The 19,285-nt window shown below is 62.0% G+C and carries 21 protein-coding genes; 10 read left to right on the top strand and 11 right to left on the bottom strand.

All coding sequences use genetic code 11. The annotated features are described in order from the left end of the window. Positions 1–7 precede the first annotated feature (7 nt). A complete protein-coding gene (locus ACR0K1_RS17425) occupies positions 8–850 on the top strand; it encodes an LOG family protein (RefSeq protein WP_480615590.1) in 843 nt (280 codons plus the stop codon). A 3-nt stretch (positions 851–853) separates the two neighbouring features. Beyond that, entirely contained in the window at positions 854–1,954 is a 1,101-nt protein-coding gene (locus ACR0K1_RS17420; protein ID WP_480851360.1) for a cystathionine gamma-lyase, read from the top strand. Here ACR0K1_RS17420 and ACR0K1_RS17415 read toward each other — a convergent pair whose 3' ends face one another. After that, complete coding sequence (locus ACR0K1_RS17415; protein ID WP_480615586.1) at positions 1,955–2,338, bottom strand: hypothetical protein; 384 nt, start codon at positions 2,336–2,338, stop codon at positions 1,955–1,957. It abuts the gene before it with no gap. Between the two features lie 161 nt (positions 2,339–2,499). Between ACR0K1_RS17415 and ACR0K1_RS17410 the strand changes: the two genes are divergently transcribed. Beyond that, positions 2,500–3,420, top strand: a complete 921-nt coding sequence (locus ACR0K1_RS17410; RefSeq protein WP_480615584.1) for a DnaJ C-terminal domain-containing protein — start codon at positions 2,500–2,502, stop codon at positions 3,418–3,420. Then, positions 3,417–3,761: a hypothetical protein gene (locus tag ACR0K1_RS17405; RefSeq protein ID WP_480615582.1), complete on the top strand. Its 345-nt coding sequence runs from the start codon at positions 3,417–3,419 to the stop codon at positions 3,759–3,761. Before ACR0K1_RS17410 ends, ACR0K1_RS17405 begins: the two co-directional genes overlap by 4 nt. Positions 3,762–3,794: 33 nt before the next feature. On the opposite strand, the gene ACR0K1_RS17400 is transcribed toward ACR0K1_RS17405, so the two are convergent. The 3 genes from ACR0K1_RS17400 to ACR0K1_RS17390 form a co-directional block, all read right to left on the bottom strand. Beyond that, complete coding sequence (locus ACR0K1_RS17400) at positions 3,795–4,415, bottom strand: cytochrome P460 family protein (protein ID WP_480615581.1); 621 nt, start codon at positions 4,413–4,415, stop codon at positions 3,795–3,797. A gap of 228 nt (positions 4,416–4,643) precedes the next feature. Next, a complete protein-coding gene (rlmN, locus tag ACR0K1_RS17395) occupies positions 4,644–5,831 on the bottom strand; it encodes a dual-specificity RNA methyltransferase RlmN (protein ID WP_480615579.1) in 1,188 nt (395 codons plus the stop codon). A gap of 132 nt (positions 5,832–5,963) precedes the next feature. Further along, positions 5,964–6,497 carry an invasion associated locus B family protein gene (locus tag ACR0K1_RS17390; RefSeq protein ID WP_480615577.1) on the bottom strand — a complete coding sequence of 178 codons (534 nt, stop codon included), beginning with the start codon at positions 6,495–6,497 and terminating at the stop codon, positions 5,964–5,966. A gap of 178 nt (positions 6,498–6,675) precedes the next feature. On the opposite strand from ACR0K1_RS17390, the gene ACR0K1_RS17385 reads away from it, so the two are divergent. Further along, the gene (locus ACR0K1_RS17385) at positions 6,676–7,674 is read left to right on the top strand and encodes an asparaginase (protein ID WP_480615575.1); all 999 of its coding nucleotides are present in this window, start codon (positions 6,676–6,678) and stop codon (positions 7,672–7,674) included. A 3-nt stretch (positions 7,675–7,677) separates the two neighbouring features. Here the strand turns inward: ACR0K1_RS17385 and ACR0K1_RS17380 are convergent, their stop codons facing one another. From ACR0K1_RS17380 to ACR0K1_RS17365, 4 genes are all read right to left on the bottom strand, one after another. Further along, positions 7,678–7,998 carry a YciI family protein gene (locus ACR0K1_RS17380; RefSeq protein ID WP_480615573.1) on the bottom strand — a complete coding sequence of 107 codons (321 nt, stop codon included), beginning with the start codon at positions 7,996–7,998 and terminating at the stop codon, positions 7,678–7,680. 22 nt (positions 7,999–8,020) lie between these two features. After that, a complete protein-coding gene (locus ACR0K1_RS17375; protein WP_480615571.1) occupies positions 8,021–8,449 on the bottom strand; it encodes an SRPBCC family protein in 429 nt (142 codons plus the stop codon). Continuing rightward, a complete protein-coding gene (locus tag ACR0K1_RS17370) occupies positions 8,437–8,766 on the bottom strand; it encodes an ArsR/SmtB family transcription factor (protein WP_480615569.1) in 330 nt (109 codons plus the stop codon). Before ACR0K1_RS17370 ends, ACR0K1_RS17375 begins: the two co-directional genes overlap by 13 nt. A gap of 163 nt (positions 8,767–8,929) precedes the next feature. Beyond that, positions 8,930–9,124 (bottom strand): hypothetical protein, encoded by a 195-nt coding sequence (locus ACR0K1_RS17365; protein ID WP_480851359.1) that lies wholly within the window; start codon positions 9,122–9,124, stop codon positions 8,930–8,932. On the opposite strand from ACR0K1_RS17365, the gene ACR0K1_RS17360 reads away from it, so the two are divergent. Both ACR0K1_RS17360 and ACR0K1_RS17355 read left to right on the top strand, forming a co-directional pair. Next, positions 9,124–9,282, top strand: coding sequence for a hypothetical protein (locus ACR0K1_RS17360; RefSeq protein WP_480615567.1), 159 nt, complete (start codon positions 9,124–9,126; stop codon positions 9,280–9,282). The genes ACR0K1_RS17365 and ACR0K1_RS17360 overlap by 1 nt on opposite strands. Then, on the top strand, positions 9,263–11,590 hold the full coding sequence (locus tag ACR0K1_RS17355; protein WP_480615565.1) for a caspase family protein: 2,328 nt from the start codon (positions 9,263–9,265) through the stop codon (positions 11,588–11,590). The genes ACR0K1_RS17360 and ACR0K1_RS17355 overlap by 20 nt, the downstream gene beginning before the upstream one ends. A 6-nt stretch (positions 11,591–11,596) precedes the next feature. Here the strand turns inward: ACR0K1_RS17355 and serB are convergent, their stop codons facing one another. Beyond that, positions 11,597–12,472: a phosphoserine phosphatase SerB gene (serB, locus tag ACR0K1_RS17350; RefSeq protein ID WP_480615563.1), complete on the bottom strand. Its 876-nt coding sequence runs from the start codon at positions 12,470–12,472 to the stop codon at positions 11,597–11,599. A gap of 155 nt (positions 12,473–12,627) precedes the next feature. On the opposite strand from serB, the gene ACR0K1_RS17345 reads away from it, so the two are divergent. Continuing rightward, positions 12,628–14,145 (top strand): malonate--CoA ligase, encoded by a 1,518-nt coding sequence (locus ACR0K1_RS17345; protein ID WP_480615561.1) that lies wholly within the window; start codon positions 12,628–12,630, stop codon positions 14,143–14,145. Positions 14,146–14,229: 84 nt separating this feature from the next. Here the strand turns inward: ACR0K1_RS17345 and serA are convergent, their stop codons facing one another. Both serA and ACR0K1_RS17335 read right to left on the bottom strand, forming a co-directional pair. After that, positions 14,230–15,825, bottom strand: a complete 1,596-nt coding sequence (serA, locus tag ACR0K1_RS17340; protein WP_480615559.1) for a phosphoglycerate dehydrogenase — start codon at positions 15,823–15,825, stop codon at positions 14,230–14,232. 71 nt (positions 15,826–15,896) lie between these two features. Further along, the gene (locus ACR0K1_RS17335; protein WP_480615557.1) at positions 15,897–17,078 is read right to left on the bottom strand and encodes a phosphoserine transaminase; all 1,182 of its coding nucleotides are present in this window, start codon (positions 17,076–17,078) and stop codon (positions 15,897–15,899) included. Positions 17,079–17,365: 287 nt separating this feature from the next. On the opposite strand from ACR0K1_RS17335, the gene ACR0K1_RS17330 reads away from it, so the two are divergent. Then, positions 17,366–17,950 carry an ANTAR domain-containing response regulator gene (locus ACR0K1_RS17330; protein ID WP_480615555.1) on the top strand — a complete coding sequence of 195 codons (585 nt, stop codon included), beginning with the start codon at positions 17,366–17,368 and terminating at the stop codon, positions 17,948–17,950. Then, on the top strand, positions 17,947–19,119 hold the full coding sequence (locus ACR0K1_RS17325; RefSeq protein WP_480615553.1) for a CmpA/NrtA family ABC transporter substrate-binding protein: 1,173 nt from the start codon (positions 17,947–17,949) through the stop codon (positions 19,117–19,119). Before ACR0K1_RS17330 ends, ACR0K1_RS17325 begins: the two co-directional genes overlap by 4 nt. The last annotated feature ends 166 nt before the right edge of the window (positions 19,120–19,285 follow it).

The following is a 19,285-nucleotide window of genomic DNA, read 5'->3' as shown; positions in this document are numbered from 1 at the left end:
ATCACCGATGAGAGAAGACCGCCTCAGCCCCTTCCGCGACGCGCAGACCGACCGGTCCACCGCGAGCGAGGTGCCGGACACGCCGCAAACCCGATCCTCGGCCTATCGCCTTGCCTTTGCGGATGACGATTTCCTGTGCCGGGACGAGCTGCGCCCGGTGCGCCTGCAGCTGGAACTGCTGAAGCCCGAGATGATCATGTCCGAACGGCAGATCACCTCGACCATCGTGATGTTCGGCGGCGCGCGCATCCCCGAGCCGTCGCAGAAACACACCGCGCGCACCGAAACGCTGGCCGGTCTGTCCGCCTATTACGACGAGGCGCGCGAATTTGCCCGGCTGATGACCGAGAAATCCAACGAAACCGGCGGCCGCGAGAACGTGATCGTCACCGGCGGCGGCCCCGGCGTGATGGAGGCCGGAAATCGCGGCGCACAGGATGCGGGCGGCTGCTCCATCGGGCTGAACATCGTGCTGCCGCATGAGCAGGCGCCGAACCTTTATGTGACGCCCGAGCTCAGCTTCAATTTCCACTATTTCGCCATCCGCAAGATGCATTTCCTGATGCGCGCCCGCGCCATCACCATCTTCCCCGGCGGCTTCGGCACCATGGACGAGCTGTTCGAGTCGCTGACCCTGATCCAGACCGGCCGGATGGAACGCGTGCCCTTCCTGCTGTTTGGCCGCGCCTTCTGGGAAAAGGTCATCAACTGGGAGGCGCTGGCCGATGCGGGCACGATCTCGGACGAAGACCTTGACCTCTTCCGCTTTGTCGACACCGCCCAGCAGGCCGTCGATATCATTGAAAATTGGGAACCCGCGCCTGCGCGCGATGAAATACCGGGACGCTGAGACATGAACTATCCTAAGACCGGCGAGATGCTGCACCTGCGCGGCAACAGTCTGAACAAGGGCGAGCCGCTGGCCCTGCCGCTGACCCAAAGCAGCATGTATCACCTGCCCGGAGAAGTGGATGGCCACGCGGCTTATGGCCGTGTCGACAACGCCACCTGGGCCGAACTGGAACATATGCTGGCCCATCTGGAAGGCGCACCCTGCCTGACCTTCCCCTCGGGCATGGGGGCGATCTCGGCGGCGCTGTTTTCCACGGTCAAAAGCGGCACACGGTTGCTGGTGCCCTCGGACGGGTATTACGTGACCCGCGTGCTGGCCAATCAGTTTCTGGGCAATCTGGGCGTCACCGTGCAGGAACGCCCGACCGCAACCTTTACCGAGGGCGGGTTTGACGGGTTCGACGTGGTGTTCATCGAAACCCCCTGCAATCCGGGGCTGGATATGCTGGACATCGCCGCCGTGGCGCAGGGTGTGCGGGCGGCGGGTGGTATCACCATTGCCGACAACACTACCATGACACCGCTGGGCCAGCGCCCGCTGGATCTGGGGATCGATGTGGTCGTGGCCTCGGACACCAAGGCAATGGGCGGCCATTCCGACATGCTGATGGGCCATGTCGCCAGCCGGGACGAGGCAATCATGGCGCGGGTGCGCGAATGGCGGCGCGTCTCAGGCGCCATCCCCGGCCCGCATGAGGCCTGGCTACTGCATCGCGGGCTCGAGACGCTGGATGTGCGCTATGACCGCATGTGTTCCACGGCGCAGGTGCTGGCCGAACGGCTGGCGGATCACCCTGCCGTACAGCACATTCGGTTCCCCGGCCTGCCCGATGATCCGGCCCATGCGCTGGCGAAGAAACAGACAGCGCGGTTTGGCTTCATGCTCAGCATCACGCTGGCCGATGCGGACCGGGCCGACCGGTTCATTTCCGGCTGCCCGCTGCTGCGGCCCGCCACCTCGTTCGGGGGCATCCATAGCTCGGCCGAGCGCCGCACCCGTTGGGGCGACGATGTCGAACCGGGTTTTGTGCGCATCTCTGTCGGTTGCGAACCGGTCGAGGAACTGTGGCAGGCGGTCGAGGCCAGCCTGAACACGCTGTGATTACTTCTTGGGCTCGCGCAGTTCGGGAAACAGGTAGATCGGCAGCACGATGCTGGCGATCAACGCCCCCAGCCAGACCAGCAGGGTTGCGGCCAGCAGGTTCGCGATGCCCCCCACGGTCAGGCCCGCAGTGATCAGATCGGTCACCAGCAGGCCCACAAAGGTCACGATCAGGGCAATCCCGCCCTTGATCGCCGGGGCTCTCTTTTCACCCAGTTTCAGGATCAGCGGCTCGGCCACCCACTGAACCAGTGTGAAGACGATCACCACCACGATGAACGAGATCGGCTTGATCGCAAATTCCGGCAACAGCAGCGCCGCCAGCAGCAAACCGATGGCATTCCCGGCCAGCAGGGCCAGAATGGACTTGAGTCTGCGCGTCATGGGGCTCTCCGTGCGTGATCGGTCAGAAACATGCGAATGTTAACAGACCTGCGGGATTTTGCGAGTTGTTTCAAAAGCCACTTCCTTTTGGGCCATTGAAATCGCATGATAAAACACATTCATCAAGATCAGACCCACCCCTGACACCGACGAGAGGTGAGATGAGCGACGATCCCTATACCGTCCTTGGAGTCGCCAAGGATGCCAGTGCCGCCGAGATCAAAAAGGCCTATCGGCGCATCGCCAAGGACTGCCACCCGGATCTGAAACCCGGCGATGCCGAGGCCGAGGCGAAATTCAAGGCCGCAGCCGCCGCCTATGACCTGCTGAAAGACCCGGAAAAGCGGGCGCAATATGACAATGGCGAGATTGACGCCTCGGGTCAGGAACGCCCGCAGCAGCAATATTACCGCGACTATGCCGAAGCCGCCGGAAACCCCTATCGCGGACGTCAGGCGGACCCCGAGGACATGTCCGACATCTTCGCCGAATTCATGCGCGGGCGCGGCGGTTTTGGCGGGCAGCGCGGCCAGGATTTTCACGCCCCCGGTCACAACCTCAATTATTCGCTTCAGATCAGTTTTCTGGATTCCGTGTTCGGGGCAAGCCAGAAACTGACCCTGCCTGATGGCGACCGGATCGAGGTCAAGATCCCCGCAGGCATCACCGATGGTCAGACCATCCGCCTGCGCGGCAAGGGTGCGCCCGGTTACGGGGAAGGACCGCCCGGCGATGCTCTGGTCACGGTCTCGGTCACGAAACACCCGGTGTTCGACCGGCACGGGGATGACATCCACATCACCCTGCCCATCACCATCGACGAGGCCATTCTGGGCGGCAAGGTCCCGGCCCCCACCATCGACGGGGGCGTCAATGTCACTGTTCCGGCGGGCACAAGCAGCGGCAAAACCCTGCGCCTGCGCGGCAAGGGGGTCAGGAAACGCGGCGCGTCGGACCGGGGCGACCAGCTGATCGAACTGACGGTCTCGATGCCGGACACGATCGATGACGACCTGAAACACTTCATGGAGACCTGGCGCGAAACGCACCGCTATGATCCGCGGAAAGGAATGCCGTCATGAGCCCGACCCTGACCGAAGAGGAGCTGATCACCGCCATCGCCCGCCTGACCCCCGACCGGCTGACCGAGTATCTGGCGGCTGAAATCGTGATCCCCGAACAATCGGAACGCGGGCTTGTCTATCAAAGCATCGACGTGGCGCGGCTGGAACTGGCCTGTGAATTGCACGAGCAATACGACATGGAGGCGGACGCACTGTCGATGATGATCTCGCTGATCGACCAGATGCACGGGCTGCGCGCCGAACTGCGCGAGGTTCTGAACGCGGTCGAGGCGCAGCCCGACCCCGTGCGGCAGCAGTTGATCGAGGTCATCGGCACAGCGCGGTTCCGTCGCAGGTGACGGCCCTGAAACTGCCGGATGCTGCGGTCTGACTTATTCTGTCACCGCAAATTCTTCGGGAACGAAGAAAGTATAGTCCCGGTCCGCAACCGCTTCGTGGCACACGTGGCAATAGGCCACCTCGCCCGACCGCGCGCCCATCGTGTCGCCGAACAGGGACCCGTCCGGCAGCACCATGATATAGCGCCAGTCGGCGGTTTCCGGGCTGGCCCCGTCCGCAAGCTTCTCCATGATGAACATGGCGCCGGGATGAATGCGCCCTTCATCGGTGACCGTCATGCTGTCCTTGGCCAAAACCGACCCTTTGGGCAGTTCCTCACCCGGCTGCAGGGTGCCGTAATTATGCGCCATCCGGTTGGCATAGCTGTTCACGAACCGCTGCCCATGCGTCGCCGAGATATAGGGCGCGTCGTTGAACAGCGGCCAGTTCTGATAGTTCAGGATCAGATCCAGCTGTGCCGCCGCATAGCCCCGCGCCATGCGCCGTGCGAGCGAGCGGTAATGCGCCCGGGCTTCCTCCTTGGTCAGGTCCGCTGGGTTTTCGATTGCGAGATGTGCGTCCTGCTCTTGTGCTGCTGACCCTCCGGCCAGCAGGGCAACGCAGACCATAGCCGCCGCTGCAGATTTCAGACTCTGCTGAATGTCATAAATCATAATCTTGGCCCACCTGAAAAACAGTTTGCCTTCACGCCGCCTACCGAGCCGAATACATGGTAGCGGTCAGGAAAAATCATTCCATATGCCGACCCGAAGCCTCACCCGTTTGTGCACAAAGGTGAGCCCCCCATAACCGGGTCCGGCCTGCCGCAAACATACTAAATTGTGCATACAAAAAAAAGCGGCAGAAACATTAAGTTTGCAAACGCGGCAGGATTGAACCGTTTACGGGTTCAGACCAGCCTCGGCTTCGATCTGCCTGCGCGATTTCCGGGCGCGTTCCGTGGCCGATTTCAACTGACCGCAAGCCGCCATGATATCCTCTCCCCGCGTCTTGCGGATGGGCGAGGCATAGCCCGCCTGATAGATGATATTGGCAAAGGCCCGGATACGGTTGTTCGAGCTGCGCTTGTACGGCGCGCCGGGCCATTCGTTGAACGGGATCAGGTTGATTTTGGCCGGAATGTTGTGGCGCTTGATGTGTTCAATCAGCCGATGCGCGTCTTCATCGCTGTCATTGACGCCATCCAGCATCACGTATTCGAACGTGATCCGTTCCGAATTCGACGCGTTGGGATAGCTGGCCAGAGCACCCAGCAGTTCCTCGATATTCCAGCGCTTGTTGATCGGCACCAGCACGTCGCGGGTTTCATCCGTGGTGGCATGGAACGAGATCGCCAATAGGCAGCCGATTTCCTCGGCCGTGCGCGCAATCTCGGGCACCACGCCGCTGGTCGAGAGCGTAATCCGGCGGCGCGACAGGGAAATGCCTTCGGGGTCCATGGCGATCTTCATCGCGTCGCGGACGTTTTCGAAGTTATAAAGCGGCTCGCCCATGCCCATCAGCACGATGTTCGACAGCAGGCGGGTTTCATCCTTGGGCGCGCCGGGGGTCGGCCATTCCTCAAGATCGTCGCGTGCCATCATCACCTGACCGACAATTTCAGCCGCCGTCAGGTTGCGCACCAGTTTCTGAGTGCCTGTATGGCAGAAGGAACAGGTCAGCGTGCAGCCTACCTGGGATGAAATACACAGCGTGCCGCGATCCTCTTCGGGAATATAGACAACCTCGACCTCATGCCCGCCGGCGATGCGGCACAGGTATTTGCGGGTGCCGTCCTCGGACACTTGCCGCGTCACCACCTCGGGGATTTCGATCACGAAATGTTCGGCCAGCTGCGCGCGATAGGCTTTGGCCAGATTGGTCATTTCACCAAAATCGCGCACGCCCCACTGATAGATCCACTGCCAGATCTGCCCGGTGCGCATCTTCGCCTGTTTCTCGGGCGTGCCGTGTTCGATCAGAGCAGCCCGCAACTGGTCACGGGTCAGGCCAACAAGGTTCATCTTCCCCTCGGGCAGTTTGCGGGGGATGGTCATGACGTCTTGAGTGATCGGCGCTTTGGGCGACATGGGGCTATCTCAACGGATTCTGGCTTGGGATGCGCCTCTATATAGGACTGCGCGCAAAGATCAAAAGGAATCGTACACGGCACGGAAGACGCCCCACCAGCGGACGGGGCCGTATTCACTCGGGCAAGGCGTCTAGTTGGTGCAGCGCTTTTCGGCGTCTTCAATCGCGGCGGTAAAACCCAGCAGCGAAAACGTGTCCTTGGTCTGCGTGCCGCGTTCGGACCGCGCGGTCAGCACCGCTTCGGTCCCGCGTTTCATCGCGGTGACGATCTTGGCGTCATCGGCAGCGGTTGCGGGCCACGCCCATTCGCCTTCGGTGAACAGTTCGAACTCGCTGCCGTCAACTGTCAGGTTCACGGTGGACCCACCTGCAAAGGGATAGCCGCCGGTGAAAGTGACCTGGCCTTTGACCTCGGCATTGGGGCGATAGAACACGAACAACAGGATATCGCTGCGCCGCACCGACACGACGCGACCGCCGCGGGTGTTCACGGTTTCCTTTGGGGCCGAAACGCTCCAGCATTCGGTGGGGTCATCTTCGACAAAAACGCTCCAATCCGTTTTTGCCGCCACGCGATTGGTGCTGGTCGCCTGCTGAGCGATTGCGGTTGTGGCCATCCCTGCCATGCAAAAGCCCGCGATCACGCGAACGAGCTTTGATCCCATCTGTCCAGCCTCCTAGCTCGACCCATACCTCATACCCATCGGAAAGCCCTGCGAACCCTGCCGGTTCGTCTATAACATTGCGCATTCCGATGATTGCCGACATACACACACTAACGCAGGTTTCGCCACAGGCGAAAGGGCGATTGGCAGAATTTTGCGCATAAATCCGGAGGTCCAGATGACGCAGCCCGTACCGATGACAGAACTGTGGCGTGGACCCCTGCTGGAAAGCCTGCATCTGGGTCATGCGGTCATCTGCGACGATACCGGCCAGATCGTGCGCAGTTGGGGCGACCCGAATGCGGTGATCTATCCAAGGTCCTCGGCCAAGATGATTCAGGGGCTGCCGCTGATCACATCCGGTGCGGCGGCAAAATACGGGCTGAACAGCGAACATCTGGCATTGGCCTGCGCCTCGCATAACGGGGCGCATATTCATACCGACCGGGTGTCCGCCTGGCTGGATCATCTGGGGCTTAGCGAACCCGATCTGCGCTGCGGCCCGCAAGAGCCGGACGATATGGCAGCGCGCGACGGGCTTATTCTGGCCGATGACACGCCCTGCCAGATTCACAATAATTGCTCGGGCAAGCATTGCGGGTTCCTGACGGTCGCGCAGCATATGGGCGCGGGGCCGGAATATCTTGAGATCGACCACCCGGTTCAGCAGGCCTGCCTGTCCGCCATCGAAGAAACCACCGGCGAAACCAGCCCCGCCTATGGGATCGATGGCTGCTCGGCGCCGAATTTTGCCACTTCGCTGGTCGGGCTGGCGCGGTCGATGGCATGGTTTGCATCCGCCGCCGACCGGTCCGACCGGGCCAGCGACGCGGCACAGCAACTGACCGCCGCGATGATAAAACACCCCGAACTGGTAGCTGGCGAAACCCGCGCCTGCACCGAGCTGATGCGCGCCATGCAGGGCCGCGCCGCGATCAAGACCGGGGCCGAGGCCGTCTTTGTTGCCATCCTGCCGGAAAAACGCATGGGCGTGGCGCTGAAAATCACCGACGGCACCACCCGCGCCAGCGAATGCGCCATCGCCACCCTGATGGTTCACCTTGGGGTGCTTGAGGCCGATCACCCGGCCACAGGCAAATTCATGAACGCCACGCAATACAGCCGTCGCGGGTTGGAATGTGGCTTGATCAGACCTGCGCCGGGGTTTCCCGGCTAAGGATCACATCTCGATCTCATGCACCTCGGCCACTTCGACCGAGCCGGACCCGTTCACGACCATTGGACAGCCCTTGGCCATCTCGGTCGCGGCTTCGATGCTGTCGGCCTTGATCACGGTAAAGCCCGAGGCCGGGTTGGCCCCGCCATTATCCGCAACGCCGGTGCTGCTGACCGTATAGGACTGGCCCACCGGATTGCCGGGGATGTCGAGCGCATCGCCCATACCGCCAAACCATGCGCCCCAGGCGGCCATGGTGGCTTCGACCTCGGCAGGGTCGGTCGGGGTGGTTCCGCCGTGATAAACAAACAAATATTGGGGCATTTCAGTCCTCCTTGTTGAAAATCTATCTTGCCTTCGCTTCGAGCTTGCGCAGAGACGAGGTCCAGCCCTGTTCGTGGTTTGCGGCAGCCTCGGCATCGGCCAGTTCGCGGTGATCCACAACCAGCCGCGCCCCGTCGCCTGCCGCTGTCACGAAAAACGTCACATGGCTTTCCGCGCCGCGCTGGTCCTGATCGTCATGCCAGGCCCAGGTGAAGCCGACCGAGTTGGGCGGATCGATATGGGTGACATGGCCCGAGACCTTGAACCGCTGGCCTTCGCCGTTTTCCATCACCGAATACCACGGCCCGAGGCGCGAGAAATCCAGATCATGCTCGGGCACATGCACGCCTTCTGGCCCCCACCATTGCAGCAGTTTGGCACCATCACTGACCCAGGCAAACAGGGTTTCGGGACTGACGGGAAACGCCCGCTCGAGTTTCAGGTCGGCCATGAGTTTTCCCTTTCCAGTATGTCCCCCAGACGATCGAGGCTGCTGTCCCAGAACTGCCGCTTCGAGATCGTCCATTCGGCAATCGCGCGCAGACCGTCGGGTTGAATGGAATACATCCGCTGCGCTCCCTGCACCCGCTGCCGGACCAGCCCGGCGTTGCGCAGAATTTTCAGATGGCGCGAAATGGCCGCGCCGGACATGCCCTTGCCTTCGATCAGGTCACCGGCGGGCAATTCACCGTGCGCCATCAACTGCTCGACAATCGAGAACCGCGTGGCATCGGAAAGCGCCGAGAACGTGTTCAGTAAATCCGTCATATCCATTATTTAACACCGCAGTTAAATAATGGAAACCCCCGTTTTTCTCGCCTTGTGACCGCGCTTAAGAGATATAGTTCACTGACAACTGCCCCAAATTCAAACTTTGATGGACAGACATTGCACGTACACAGTAAGATATTATGCGTGCGTTTAATTGTTTTTATTTTTCGTTAAGGAGGCTTGAGATGCGTTGTGCGACCATTTCAATGTTTGTTTTATGTACTGTTACTGTTGCCGGTTGCACCTCGCCCTGGTCGCAGACAGAAACCGCTGAACCTGCGGCGGAGGTTCCGCAGCAGGCCGCTGCGACCACGTCCTCGACAGCATCAACAACGTCCAGCTCTGCAACATCCAATGAAGCCCAAAGCGGCGGTGAAGCCGACCGTGGTGAAGGCGGCGGTGGCGGAGGAGGCTCCAGCGGTGGTGGCGGCGGCGGAGGTGGTTCCGGCGGCGGCGGCGGCGGAAGCTGGGGTTGATCTGAAAGGATCAAAACATGTCACGGCGCGGGTTTAAAACCAGAAACTGCCATCTGCATGCGGCGCTTGTCGCCCTTGTTCTGAACGCGGGTGTTTTCACTGCGCAGATGGCGGTTGCGAACAGCAACAGCTCGTTCCCAGCCAACCGGATCGCCATCGTCATCGGCAATCAGGACTACGCAAATGTCGGAGACCTGACCAACGCCCGCAAGGACGCCGAAGACATCGCCGACATGCTGCGCGGCTTCAATTTCCGCGTCTACGACGGCTATGACCTTGGCAAACGCGAGTTCGAAGAGCTGATCAGAACCGCTGTTCTGAACATCCCGGACAAGGCCGATGTGCTGTTTTACTACGCGGGCCACGGCATTCAGATCGGGCGGCGGAATTATCTGCTGCCCGTGGATGCAAAATTTGAAAGCGTCTATGATGTCCCGCTGGCGACCATGACCTTGGATCGTGTGATCGACACCTTGTCGGCGCGCAGTTCGGCCCATGTCGCCATTCTGGATTCCTGCCGTGACAATCCGTTCCAGGACCTGAGGCTGGCCGCCGATCTGGATGCCAACCTGTTCGAAACCCGCGAAGGGTTCGATGTGTTCAAAACGCCACTGAATTCGCTTGTGGCCTATTCGACCTCACCGGGCGCGGTGGCCAGCGATGGCGCGACGGGCCAGAACAGCCCCTATACGGCGGCGGTTCTGGAAACCGCCCAGTCGTCGCCCTTCGAGAACATTCAGCAACTGTTCCCGGTCATTCGCGAACGGGTTCACGATTCGACCCAGGGACAGCAAATTCCCTGGGAAAGCTCGACCTTGGTGCGCCCGTTTTATCTGGCGCAGCAACAGGTCGAGGTTGAGGACGGGCAGGTGCAGGAAGGCGCGCCGCAATCGCTCAGCCTCAGCTACCAGTTCGACAAGTCCATCCCTCTGGCGCAGAGCCTGGAACAGACGCTTGGTAATGACATCCGGGGCCTGCGGCTGGTGGAAAACCCCGAACGGGGGGTCGTCAGCGTCCGCGATCAATCGACAAGCGAGGGCCTGACATACTCGCCCGAGATCACCGACGCGCGGGCCGCTGAACTGGGGACCCAGCAGTTCACCGACACGTTTTTGGTCGAGGTGATCACGGCAGATCAGAAGAAACAGAATGTCGAGGTGTCGCTCAATCTCGAGATGAATGCCTGCGATCTTGAGGCCGGGGATGCGCTGGACATCAACGGTATCGGCGTGTTTCGCCTGCCCAATGAGCTGAACATCTCGAAAGGTCTGGCGGCCTGTACGAAAGCCGTCGAAGACGATCCCGTCAACCCGCGGTTCCTGTATCAGCTGGGCCGCTTGCAACAGGCGGCGGGCAATATAGCAGGGGCCTATGAAAGCATGTCAGCGGCCGAGAACGGCGGGCATATCCGGGCAAAATATGCGCTGGCGACCCTGTTGCAGACCGACCGCATCGACCGCGCCGTTACCAAAACACCCCGCGATCTGGACAAGGCCCGCGCCCTTCTGGAAGAGGCCGCATCGGAAAAAGACCCCTTTGCCATGCACAGCCTTGGCAAGCAATTGCTGCGCGACGGGCAAACGGATGCCGAGAAACAGCGCGGGTTCGAATTGCTGGAACGCTCGGTGGAATTGGGCCACACCTATTCGATGAACGAACTGGGCCTGTATTTCCTGCGCGAAAACTCGGACCACTATATCCCCGAACGCGGCATGCGCTATCTGCGCGCCTCGGAACTGCGCAAGGATATCTATGGCTATGACAATCTGGCCTACGTGTCCCTGCTGGGTCTTGGCGGCAACCCCGTCAATCTCGACAAGGCCGAGGCGTATTTTCTGGCCGCGTCAAACGGCGGCCACCCGACAGCCCCGGCCAGTATTGCCCGGATGATCCTGAACGATCAGTTGCAGGACCGCACCCGGACCGAGGCGCTAGACTGGTACGATATCTCGCTGGAACGCGGCGATGCCTGGGGCGGCGCGAACGGGGCCTATATCATTCTGGATGGTCAGGTGCCCCAGCGCGGTCCGGCGGATGCGGCGTTGCGCGCGGCCAAGGCCGCCCTGTTGCCCAATGACGAGCCCGCCGGCCAGGCCAGGGCCCAGTTGGACAGTATCTCGGGCGCCGATCTGAACCGCGCGTTGCAACTGGCGCTGAATGAGCTTGGTGAAAACGTGGCCGTGGATGGTCAGGTCGGCCCGGCCACCCTGCGAGCGCTCGAAAACATCAGCGCCAAATTCGGGGTTCCGGTTCCCTATGCGGCGGCGAACGATCCCAAGGAACGCCTGCTGCTGGCCGCCCGGGTGTATTGGGCGCAGAATCCGGTGCGGTTCGATCTTTTCTGAGGGCGCTCAGCCCAGAAACTCGGCCCTTGAGTAACCCTGCAGATACAGCAGCGCCGTCAGATCCCCGTGGTTGATCCGCACATCGCATTGCGCCGCGACCGAGGGCTTGGCGTGCAGCGCAACGCCGGTTCCGGCGCGGCCCAGCATGCCCAGATCGTTTGCGCCGTCTCCCACCGCGATCACATCTGCCTCGGACAGGCCCAGCTGTGTGATGATCCGGTCCAGAGACTCGACCTTGGCCTCGCGCCCGAGAATGGGCCGCTGCACATCACCGGTCAGCCGCCCGTCTTCCGCCAGCAGCGTGTTGGCCCGGTTTTCGTCAAACCCCAACAGCGCGGCCACGCGCGCGGTGAAGGCGGTGAACCCGCCTGAAACCAGCGCCGCATAACCGCCGTTTGCGCGCATGGTGCCGACCAGTTCGCGCCCGCCGGGCATCAGGGTGATCCGCGTGTTCAGCACCTGATCGATCACCGCTTCGTCCAGACCTTTCAGCAGCCCGACCCGTTCGATCAGCGCGCCTTCGAAATCCAGCTCACCATTCATCGCCCGTGCGGTGATGTCCTTGACCCGGTCGCCGACGCCTGCCTCATCCGCCAGTTCGTCGATGCATTCCTGCTGGATCATCGTGCTGTCCATATCCGCCAGCAGCATTTTCTTGCGCCGCCCCTCGGCAGGCTGAACAACCAGATCGACGCCCATGCCCTGCAGGTCCGCCCAGACATCCCAGCGGTTGTCGGGCAGGGCCGGCACGGCAAATTCCGCCGCCTCATCCGGGTTCAGCCAGACGATATCCTGCCCGCCCCACGCATTCCGCAGCGACTCGGGCAGGGCGCTGTCAAGCGCGGGCGCGGTGGGGTTGGTCAGCAAGGTGGCAACGTACATGGCAGGTCTCCGGCAGGGTTGCCTGCGCATATCGCAGGTGCAGCATTTTCGCCAGTGCCGGTTTGCATCTGCGGCCCTGAAATTACCCGTTCGGGGCTTTACCCCCCTGCATTTCCAAGCCAGATTCAGGGCGATCTGGGACAAGGGGAAACGGGATGGGCAACCCGCTTTACGATCGTTTGTTTGGCATCCACGCGGGCAAGGACACCCCGTTCCTGCATCTGCCGGACGGTCAGATCCTGACGCATTCGGATTTTCTGGACATGGCCGCCCGCATCGCCAACGCCCTGACCGGGCTGGAACTGGAACCGGGCGACCGGGTTGCCGTTCAGGTCGAGAAATCCCCTGAAATGCTGGCGCTTTATGCCGCCTGCGCGCAGACGGGGCTGATCTTTCTGCCGCTGAACACGGCGTATAAAACGGCGGAACTGGCCTATTTCATCGAAAACAGCGGCGCGGCGCTGGTTGTCTGCGATGCAGCCAGCGAGGCCGGTCTGGCACCCATCGCGCAGGCTCAGAACGCGCGGCTTGAGACGCTGAACGCCGATGGCTCGGGCAGCCTGATGCGCCGGGCTTTCGGCATGCTGCCCGCCTTCGAGCCGGTCAAACGGTCTGAGGATGATCTGGCCGCGTTCCTCTATACCTCGGGCACCACGGGGCGATCCAAAGGCGCGATGCTGACGCAGGCCAATCTGCTGTCCAATGCGGAAACGCTGATGCGGGAATGGCGGTTTACCCGCGATGACGTGCTGCTGCACGCCTTGCCGATCTTTCACACCCACGGGCTGTTCGTGGCGACCAACGTGATCCTGGCTGCGGGCGGGTCGATGATTTTCCTGCCGAAATTCGATCTGGACGTTATGCTGCGCCTGATGCCGCAGGCCACGTCGATGATGGGGGTTCCGACCTTTTACACCCGCCTGCTGGGTGATGATCGGTTCACCGGCGACCTGGCGCGCCATATGCGGCTGTTCATCTCGGGCTCGGCGCCGCTGCTGGCGGAAACCCATGAGCAGTTCGAAACCCGGACAGGCCACCGCATCCTTGAACGCTACGGGATGACCGAGACCAACATGAACACCTCGAACCCCTATGACGGGGATCGGCGCGCGGGCACGGTCGGGTTTCCGCTGCCCGATGTCGAGTTGAAAGTGACCGACCCGGAAACCGGAGACCCCCTGCCCCAAGGCGAGATCGGCATGATCGAGGTGCGCGGCCCGAACGTGTTCAGCGGCTACTGGCAGATGCCCGAGAAAACCGCCGCCGAACTGCGCGAAGACGGGTTCTTCATCACCGGCGATCTGGGGCGCGTGGATCAGGACGGCTATGTCCATATCGTCGGCCGGGGCAAGGATCTGATCATCTCGGGCGGGTTCAATATCTACCCCAAAGAGATCGAGCTGGTGCTCGACGACCAGCCCGGTGTTCTGGAAAGCGCGGTGATCGGTGTCCCCCATCCCGATTTCGGAGAGACCGTTCTGGGCATCATCGTGCCCCTGCCCGGCCAGACCCCCGATCTTGAGGCCATCATGGCGTCGGTGCAAAACGACCTCGCCCGGTTCAAGCATCCCCGCAAGCTGATCGTGCTGGACGAGTTGCCGCGCAACACGATGGGCAAGGTGCAGAAAAACGCCCTGCGCGACGCGTACAAGGACAGTTTCACCGCAGACTGAACGCTTGATCTAGTTGATCCTCGCCAATGAAAAACCCGGGCCGAACTCGACCCGGGTCCAATTGCTTGCAAAATCTGCCGACCGTCAGGCCACGTCAAATTCCAGCGGTTTGATCTGCGTGAACAGACCGGTTTCCGCCAGCTTGGCGCGCGCCTCGGCGGGCACGGGTTCATCGACATAGAGCAGCGCAATCGCCTCGCCGCCCGCTGCGGCGCGGCCCAGGGTAAAGTTGGCGATGTTCACGTTGTTCTCGCCCATGGTCTGACCCAGCGCGCCGATGATGCCGGGAACATCCTCGTTGGTGGTGTAGAGCATATGCGCGCCGATCTCGGCGTCGATATTGATGCCCTTGATCTGGATGAAGCGCGGCTTGCCGTCGCTGAACACCGTGCCCCCGATCGAGCGTTCGCGCTTGTCCGTCACAACGGTGACCTTGATATAGCCTTCGAACGCGCCCGACTTGTCCTGATTGGTGGTCGAAATCTGGATACCACGCTCTTTCGCAACCACGGGGGCCGAGACCATGTTCACCTCGGGATTGAACTTTTTCATGATCCCCGCGACCACGGCGCAGTTCAGGGCGGCCAGATTCATTTCAGCCGCAACACCATCATACAGGATGTTGATCGCCTTGACCGGCTCATCCGTCATCTGGCCGATGAAGCTGCCCAGATGACCGGCCAGCTTGATCCACGGACCCATGATCTTGGCCTCTTCCGCCGTGACGCTGGGCATGTTCAGCGCGTTTTCCACCGCGCCGGTCAGCAGATAGTTCGAGATCTGCTCGGCCACTTGCAGCGCCACGTTTTCCTGCGCCTCGGTCGTGGCCGCGCCCAAATGCGGCGTGCAGACCACGTTGGGCAGGTTGAACAGCGGGTTGTCCTTGGCCGGTTCCACGCTGAACACGTCAAAGGCCGCACCGGCCACGTGACCCGATTGCAGCATCTCGGCCAAGGCTTCCTCATCAACCAGACCGCCACGGGCACAGTTGACGATGCGAACGCCTTTTTTGGTCTTCGCCAGATTTTCGCGGCTCAGAACGTTGCGGGTCTGATCGGTCAGCGGCACGTGCAGAGTGATGAAATCGGCGCGCGACAGCAGCTCGTCCAGCTCGACCTTTTCGACGCCCATCTGGGCGGCTTTCTCTTCGCCCAGATAGGGATCATAGGCGATCACCTTCATTTTCAGGCCCAGCGCGCGTTCGCAGACGATGCCGCCGATGTTGCCCGCGCCAATCACGCCCAAGGTCTTGTTGGTCAGCTCGATCCCCATGAACTTGGATTTTTCCCACTTGCCCGCATGGGTCGAGGTGCTGGCCTCGGGGATTTGCCGCGCGACGGCGAACATCATCGCAATCGCATGCTCGGCGGTGGTGATCATGTTGCCGAACGGCGTGTTCATCACGATCACGCCCTTTTTCGAGGCCGCGTCCTTGTCGATATTATCCGTGCCGATCCCGGCACGGCCGATGACTTTCAGCTTGTCGGCTTTCTCCAGAATGGTCGGCGTGACCTTGGTTGCTGAGCGGATGGCAAGACCGTCATACTGGCCGATCACCTCGGCCAGCTTGTCCTTGTCCTTGCCCAGATCGGGCATGAAATCCACGTCGATGCCGCGATCGCGGAAAATCTGCACGGCGGTTTCGCTGAGCTTGTCAGATACGAGTACTTTGGGGGCCATATCTCTGGTCCTTGAATTTTGGGAAGATATCCGGGCCACGGGCCGGCCCGGGTTTTCGTCGAAAAACCTTGTCAGGCGGCTTCCGTTTGCGCAGCGATTTCGGCCTCAAACGCCCAGGCAAGCCAGGGCAGCATCGCCTCGATATCCGAGGTTTCAACCGTACCGCCGCACCAGATGCGCAGGCCCGCAGGGGCGTCGCGATAGGCACCGATATCCAGCGCGATGTTTTCCGCCTCCAGCCGTTTGGCCACGGCCTTGGCAAAGGTGGCCCCGTCCTGAATGCGGGCATCGGTGAATTTCAGGCACACGGATGTGTTCGACTGCGTCGCCGCATCCTCGGCCAGATTCGCAATCCAGTCGTTTTGATCGCAGAACGCGTGCACCGCACCGGCATTGGCATCGGCCCGGGCGATCAACCCCTGCAGGCCACCAACCGAACGCGCCCAGTCCAGCGCGAACAGATAATCCTCAACCGCCAGCATCGAGGGCGTGTTGATCGTCGCCCCGGTGAAGATGCCGTCGATCAGCTTGCCGCCTTTGGTCAGGCGGAAAATCTTCGGCAGAGGCCATGCGGGGGTGTAGCTTTCCAGCCGCTCAACGGCGCGGGGGCTCAGGATCAGCATGCCGTGCGCCGCTTCGCCGCCCAGCACTTTCTGCCAGCTGAACGTGGTCACATCCAGCTTGTCCCAGGGCAGGTCCATCGCAAAGGCGGCGCTTGTCGCGTCGCAGATCGTCAGCCCCTGACGGTCATCGGCGATCCAGTCGCCATTGGGTACCCGCACGCCCGAGGTGGTGCCGTTCCATGTAAACACCACGTCATTGGCGAAATCGACCGAGGCCAGATCAACGATCTGCCCGTAATCGGCCGTCTTGACCTCGGCGTCGATCTTCAGCTGTTTGACCACATCGGTGACCCAACCGGCCCCAAAGCTTTCCCAGGCCAGCATCTCGACCTTGCGGGCGCCCAGCAGCGACCACAGCGCCATCTCGACCGCGCCGGTGTCCGAGGCGGGAACGATGCCGATCCTGTAATCCGCCGGAATGTCCAGCACCTCACGGGTGCCTTCGATCGCGGCTTTCAGCTTGTCCTTGCCGACAGCGGCCCGGTGCGACCGGCCCAGCGCGGCATCGGCCAGTTTGCTCAGTTCAAATGTGGGGGGTTTGGCGCAGGGGCCCGAGGAGAAACGCGGATTAGCTGGCCGCAGTTCAGGTTTGCGCGCGGCGTCGCGCGACGCCGGTTGTTCAATGCTCATCTGTATTACCCTTCCAGATACACGCCCCTCGTTGGGGAGGGGTGTCCCACCGCCACTCGTAGAAAGCCCGCCGCATTGCGGCAAGCAGAAAAGACGCTTGAAAGCCGGAAAACGACATCGCTTTGCGCAGAAATCGCGGTCGCGCGTTTCCGATAGGCGAAAGATGTGCCGCGCCCTGACAAGCCGGGCAGGTCGTTTGACTGTTTTTTAGGCAGTCGCAACAGGGCCCGAGCGGAATAGCCCCGCAACCCTTGCGATCCCGGCAATGGCCCGGCCAAAACAAGGCCATGCCTGACACTCTGACCATTGTCGTTGTTGAAGAAGACCGGGAACGCGCCATCGCAATTGTCGACGCCCTCAACGCGTCCGGTTCATACGATGTGCATGTGATCGGCAATGTCTCGAGCCTTGCCCGCAGGATTGCGGCGGTGGTGCCGGATGTGGTGCTGATCGATATCGACAACCCCACACGCGACATGCTGGAAGAGCTGACGCTGGCCTCGGGGCCGTTGGAGCGGCCCGTGGCGATGTTCGTCTCCGCCGCCGCCGGCGATCTGGCCTCGACCGCGATCGAGGCCGGCCTGTCCGCCTATGTCGTCGACGGGATGCAGCCCGACCGGCTGAAACCGGTGCTGGATGCCGCCATCGCGCGGTTCCAGATCGTGCGCCAGATGCGCCGCGAACTGGCCGAGACCAAACGCGCGCTGGAAGAGCGCAAGGTGATCGACCGCGCCAAGGGCCTGCTGATGAAGGCCCGCGGGATCGAGGAAGAAGAGGCTTATGCCCTGCTGCGCAAGGCCGCGATGGATCAGGGGCGGCGCGTGGCCGACGTGGCCGAGTCGCTGGTCACAGCATCCGGGTTGCTGTCATGAATACGGTGACGCTGCCTGTTGCCTATGTCCCATTGGTCGATGCCGCGCCGCTGATCATCGCGCATGAGATGGGGCTGGCCCGCGCCGAAGGGGTCGAACTGGACCTGATCGCCGCGCCCTCGTGGTCATCGGTGCGCGACATGCTGGCCTTTGGCCGCGTGGATGCGGCGCATCTGCTGTCACCCGTGCCGGTGGCGATGGCTTTGGGGTTGGGCGGGGTGACGCAGCCCTTGTCCGCCGTCTCTGTCCTGTCGATGAACGGCGATGTGATCGGCGTCAGCCGGGCGCTGGAAACCCGCCTGCGCGATACCGGATACGAGTTCGACTTTCGCGATCCGTTCAAAGCCGCAGCCGCGCTGGCCACGGTCGCGGATCGGCCTTTGGTATTCGGGGTGCCCTTCCCGTTTTCCCTGCATGTGGAATTGTTGCATTGCTGGCTCGAGGCCACGGACCTGTCCGGCACGGGCGTCGAGGTTCGCACCATCCCGCCGCCGCTGATGGCGCAGGCGCTGGCCGAGGGCGATGTGGATGCGTTCTGCGTCGGCGAACCCTGGGGCTCGGTCGCGGTGGAATCGCAGGCCGGGGCGCTGTTGCTGCCCGGTCAAGCGATCTGGGCCTTTGCGCCGGAAAAGGTCCTGGCCGTGCGTACCGAATGGGCAGAGACCGAACCGCACCTGCTGGGCAAGCTGATGCGGGCCGTCTGGCGCGCGGGGCGTTGGCTGGGCCAGCCGGGCAGCCACATTGCCGCTGCCGAAATCCTTGCGCGCGACACCTATCTGAACCTGCCCTCGGAACTGATCGACCGGGCGCTGTCAGGGCGGTTCACCATCTCGGGCCATGCCGAGCAGCGCGAGGTGCCGGGTTTTGTCGAGTTTCACGACGGGGCGGCGAATTTCCCCTGGCGCAGTCAGGCCAAGTGGATCGCCCACAGGCTGGCCGCCCGGTACGATCTGGACCCGCATCTGGCGCTGGCGCAGGCGGGCGGCGTGTTTCGCAGCGATATCTACCGCAATCAACTGGCCGATATCGGTGCCGATCTGCCCGGCGCGTCCGAAAAACTGGAAGGCGCGATTCGGGACACAACGCCTGTCGCCTCGCAGAACGGGCAGCTTTCCCTGAAACGGGACGCGTTCCTGGACGGGCGCATTTTTGATCCGCAGGACATCTGATGCCCAAGAATTAGGCGTCTCGATGCAGGCCGCAGTGCAAACGCAGAAATTTACGCCGCGCCGCAGCAAAACCGCTTGATCCGAGCCGCGCCGTTTTGCACCCTGTCGATGTTGGCACGCAATGGCGTGTGCCGCCCGAAATTCTCCCAAAGACTGGGAACGACCG

This window comes from Ruegeria sp. F5 (assembly GCF_056533845.1).
The sequence above is the reverse complement of the archived record's forward strand: the minus strand, read 5'-3'. Positions and strand labels throughout refer to the sequence as shown.

Bases quoted from the DNA above. Each gene is read 5' to 3' on its own strand.
- ACR0K1_RS17330 (WP_480615555.1), top strand. From the start codon at position 17,366: ATGCCTGACACTCTGACCATTGTCGTTGTTGAAGAAGACCGGGAACGC.
- ACR0K1_RS17325 (WP_480615553.1), top strand. From the start codon at position 17,947: ATGAATACGGTGACGCTGCCTGTTGCCTATGTCCCATTGGTCGATGCC.
- ACR0K1_RS17425 (WP_480615590.1), top strand. From the start codon at position 8: ATGAGAGAAGACCGCCTCAGCCCCTTCCGCGACGCGCAGACCGACCGG.
- ACR0K1_RS17400 (WP_480615581.1), bottom strand. From the start codon at position 4,415: ATGATTTATGACATTCAGCAGAGTCTGAAATCTGCAGCGGCGGCTATG.
- ACR0K1_RS17410 (WP_480615584.1), top strand. From the start codon at position 2,500: ATGAGCGACGATCCCTATACCGTCCTTGGAGTCGCCAAGGATGCCAGT.
- ACR0K1_RS17385 (WP_480615575.1), top strand. From the start codon at position 6,676: ATGACGCAGCCCGTACCGATGACAGAACTGTGGCGTGGACCCCTGCTG.
- serA (WP_480615559.1), bottom strand. From the start codon at position 15,825: ATGGCCCCCAAAGTACTCGTATCTGACAAGCTCAGCGAAACCGCCGTG.
- ACR0K1_RS17420 (WP_480851360.1), top strand. From the start codon at position 854: ATGAACTATCCTAAGACCGGCGAGATGCTGCACCTGCGCGGCAACAGT.
- ACR0K1_RS17345 (WP_480615561.1), top strand. From the start codon at position 12,628: ATGGGCAACCCGCTTTACGATCGTTTGTTTGGCATCCACGCGGGCAAG.
- ACR0K1_RS17380 (WP_480615573.1), bottom strand. From the start codon at position 7,998: ATGCCCCAATATTTGTTTGTTTATCACGGCGGAACCACCCCGACCGAC.
- ACR0K1_RS17335 (WP_480615557.1), bottom strand. From the start codon at position 17,078: ATGAGCATTGAACAACCGGCGTCGCGCGACGCCGCGCGCAAACCTGAA.
- ACR0K1_RS17415 (WP_480615586.1), bottom strand. From the start codon at position 2,338: ATGACGCGCAGACTCAAGTCCATTCTGGCCCTGCTGGCCGGGAATGCC.
- serB (WP_480615563.1), bottom strand. From the start codon at position 12,472: ATGTACGTTGCCACCTTGCTGACCAACCCCACCGCGCCCGCGCTTGAC.
- ACR0K1_RS17360 (WP_480615567.1), top strand. From the start codon at position 9,124: ATGAAGCCCAAAGCGGCGGTGAAGCCGACCGTGGTGAAGGCGGCGGTG.
- ACR0K1_RS17405 (WP_480615582.1), top strand. From the start codon at position 3,417: ATGAGCCCGACCCTGACCGAAGAGGAGCTGATCACCGCCATCGCCCGC.
- ACR0K1_RS17370 (WP_480615569.1), bottom strand. From the start codon at position 8,766: ATGACGGATTTACTGAACACGTTCTCGGCGCTTTCCGATGCCACGCGG.
- rlmN (WP_480615579.1), bottom strand. From the start codon at position 5,831: ATGTCGCCCAAAGCGCCGATCACTCAAGACGTCATGACCATCCCCCGC.
- ACR0K1_RS17390 (WP_480615577.1), bottom strand. From the start codon at position 6,497: ATGGGATCAAAGCTCGTTCGCGTGATCGCGGGCTTTTGCATGGCAGGG.
- ACR0K1_RS17375 (WP_480615571.1), bottom strand. From the start codon at position 8,449: ATGGCCGACCTGAAACTCGAGCGGGCGTTTCCCGTCAGTCCCGAAACC.
- ACR0K1_RS17355 (WP_480615565.1), top strand. From the start codon at position 9,263: ATGTCACGGCGCGGGTTTAAAACCAGAAACTGCCATCTGCATGCGGCG.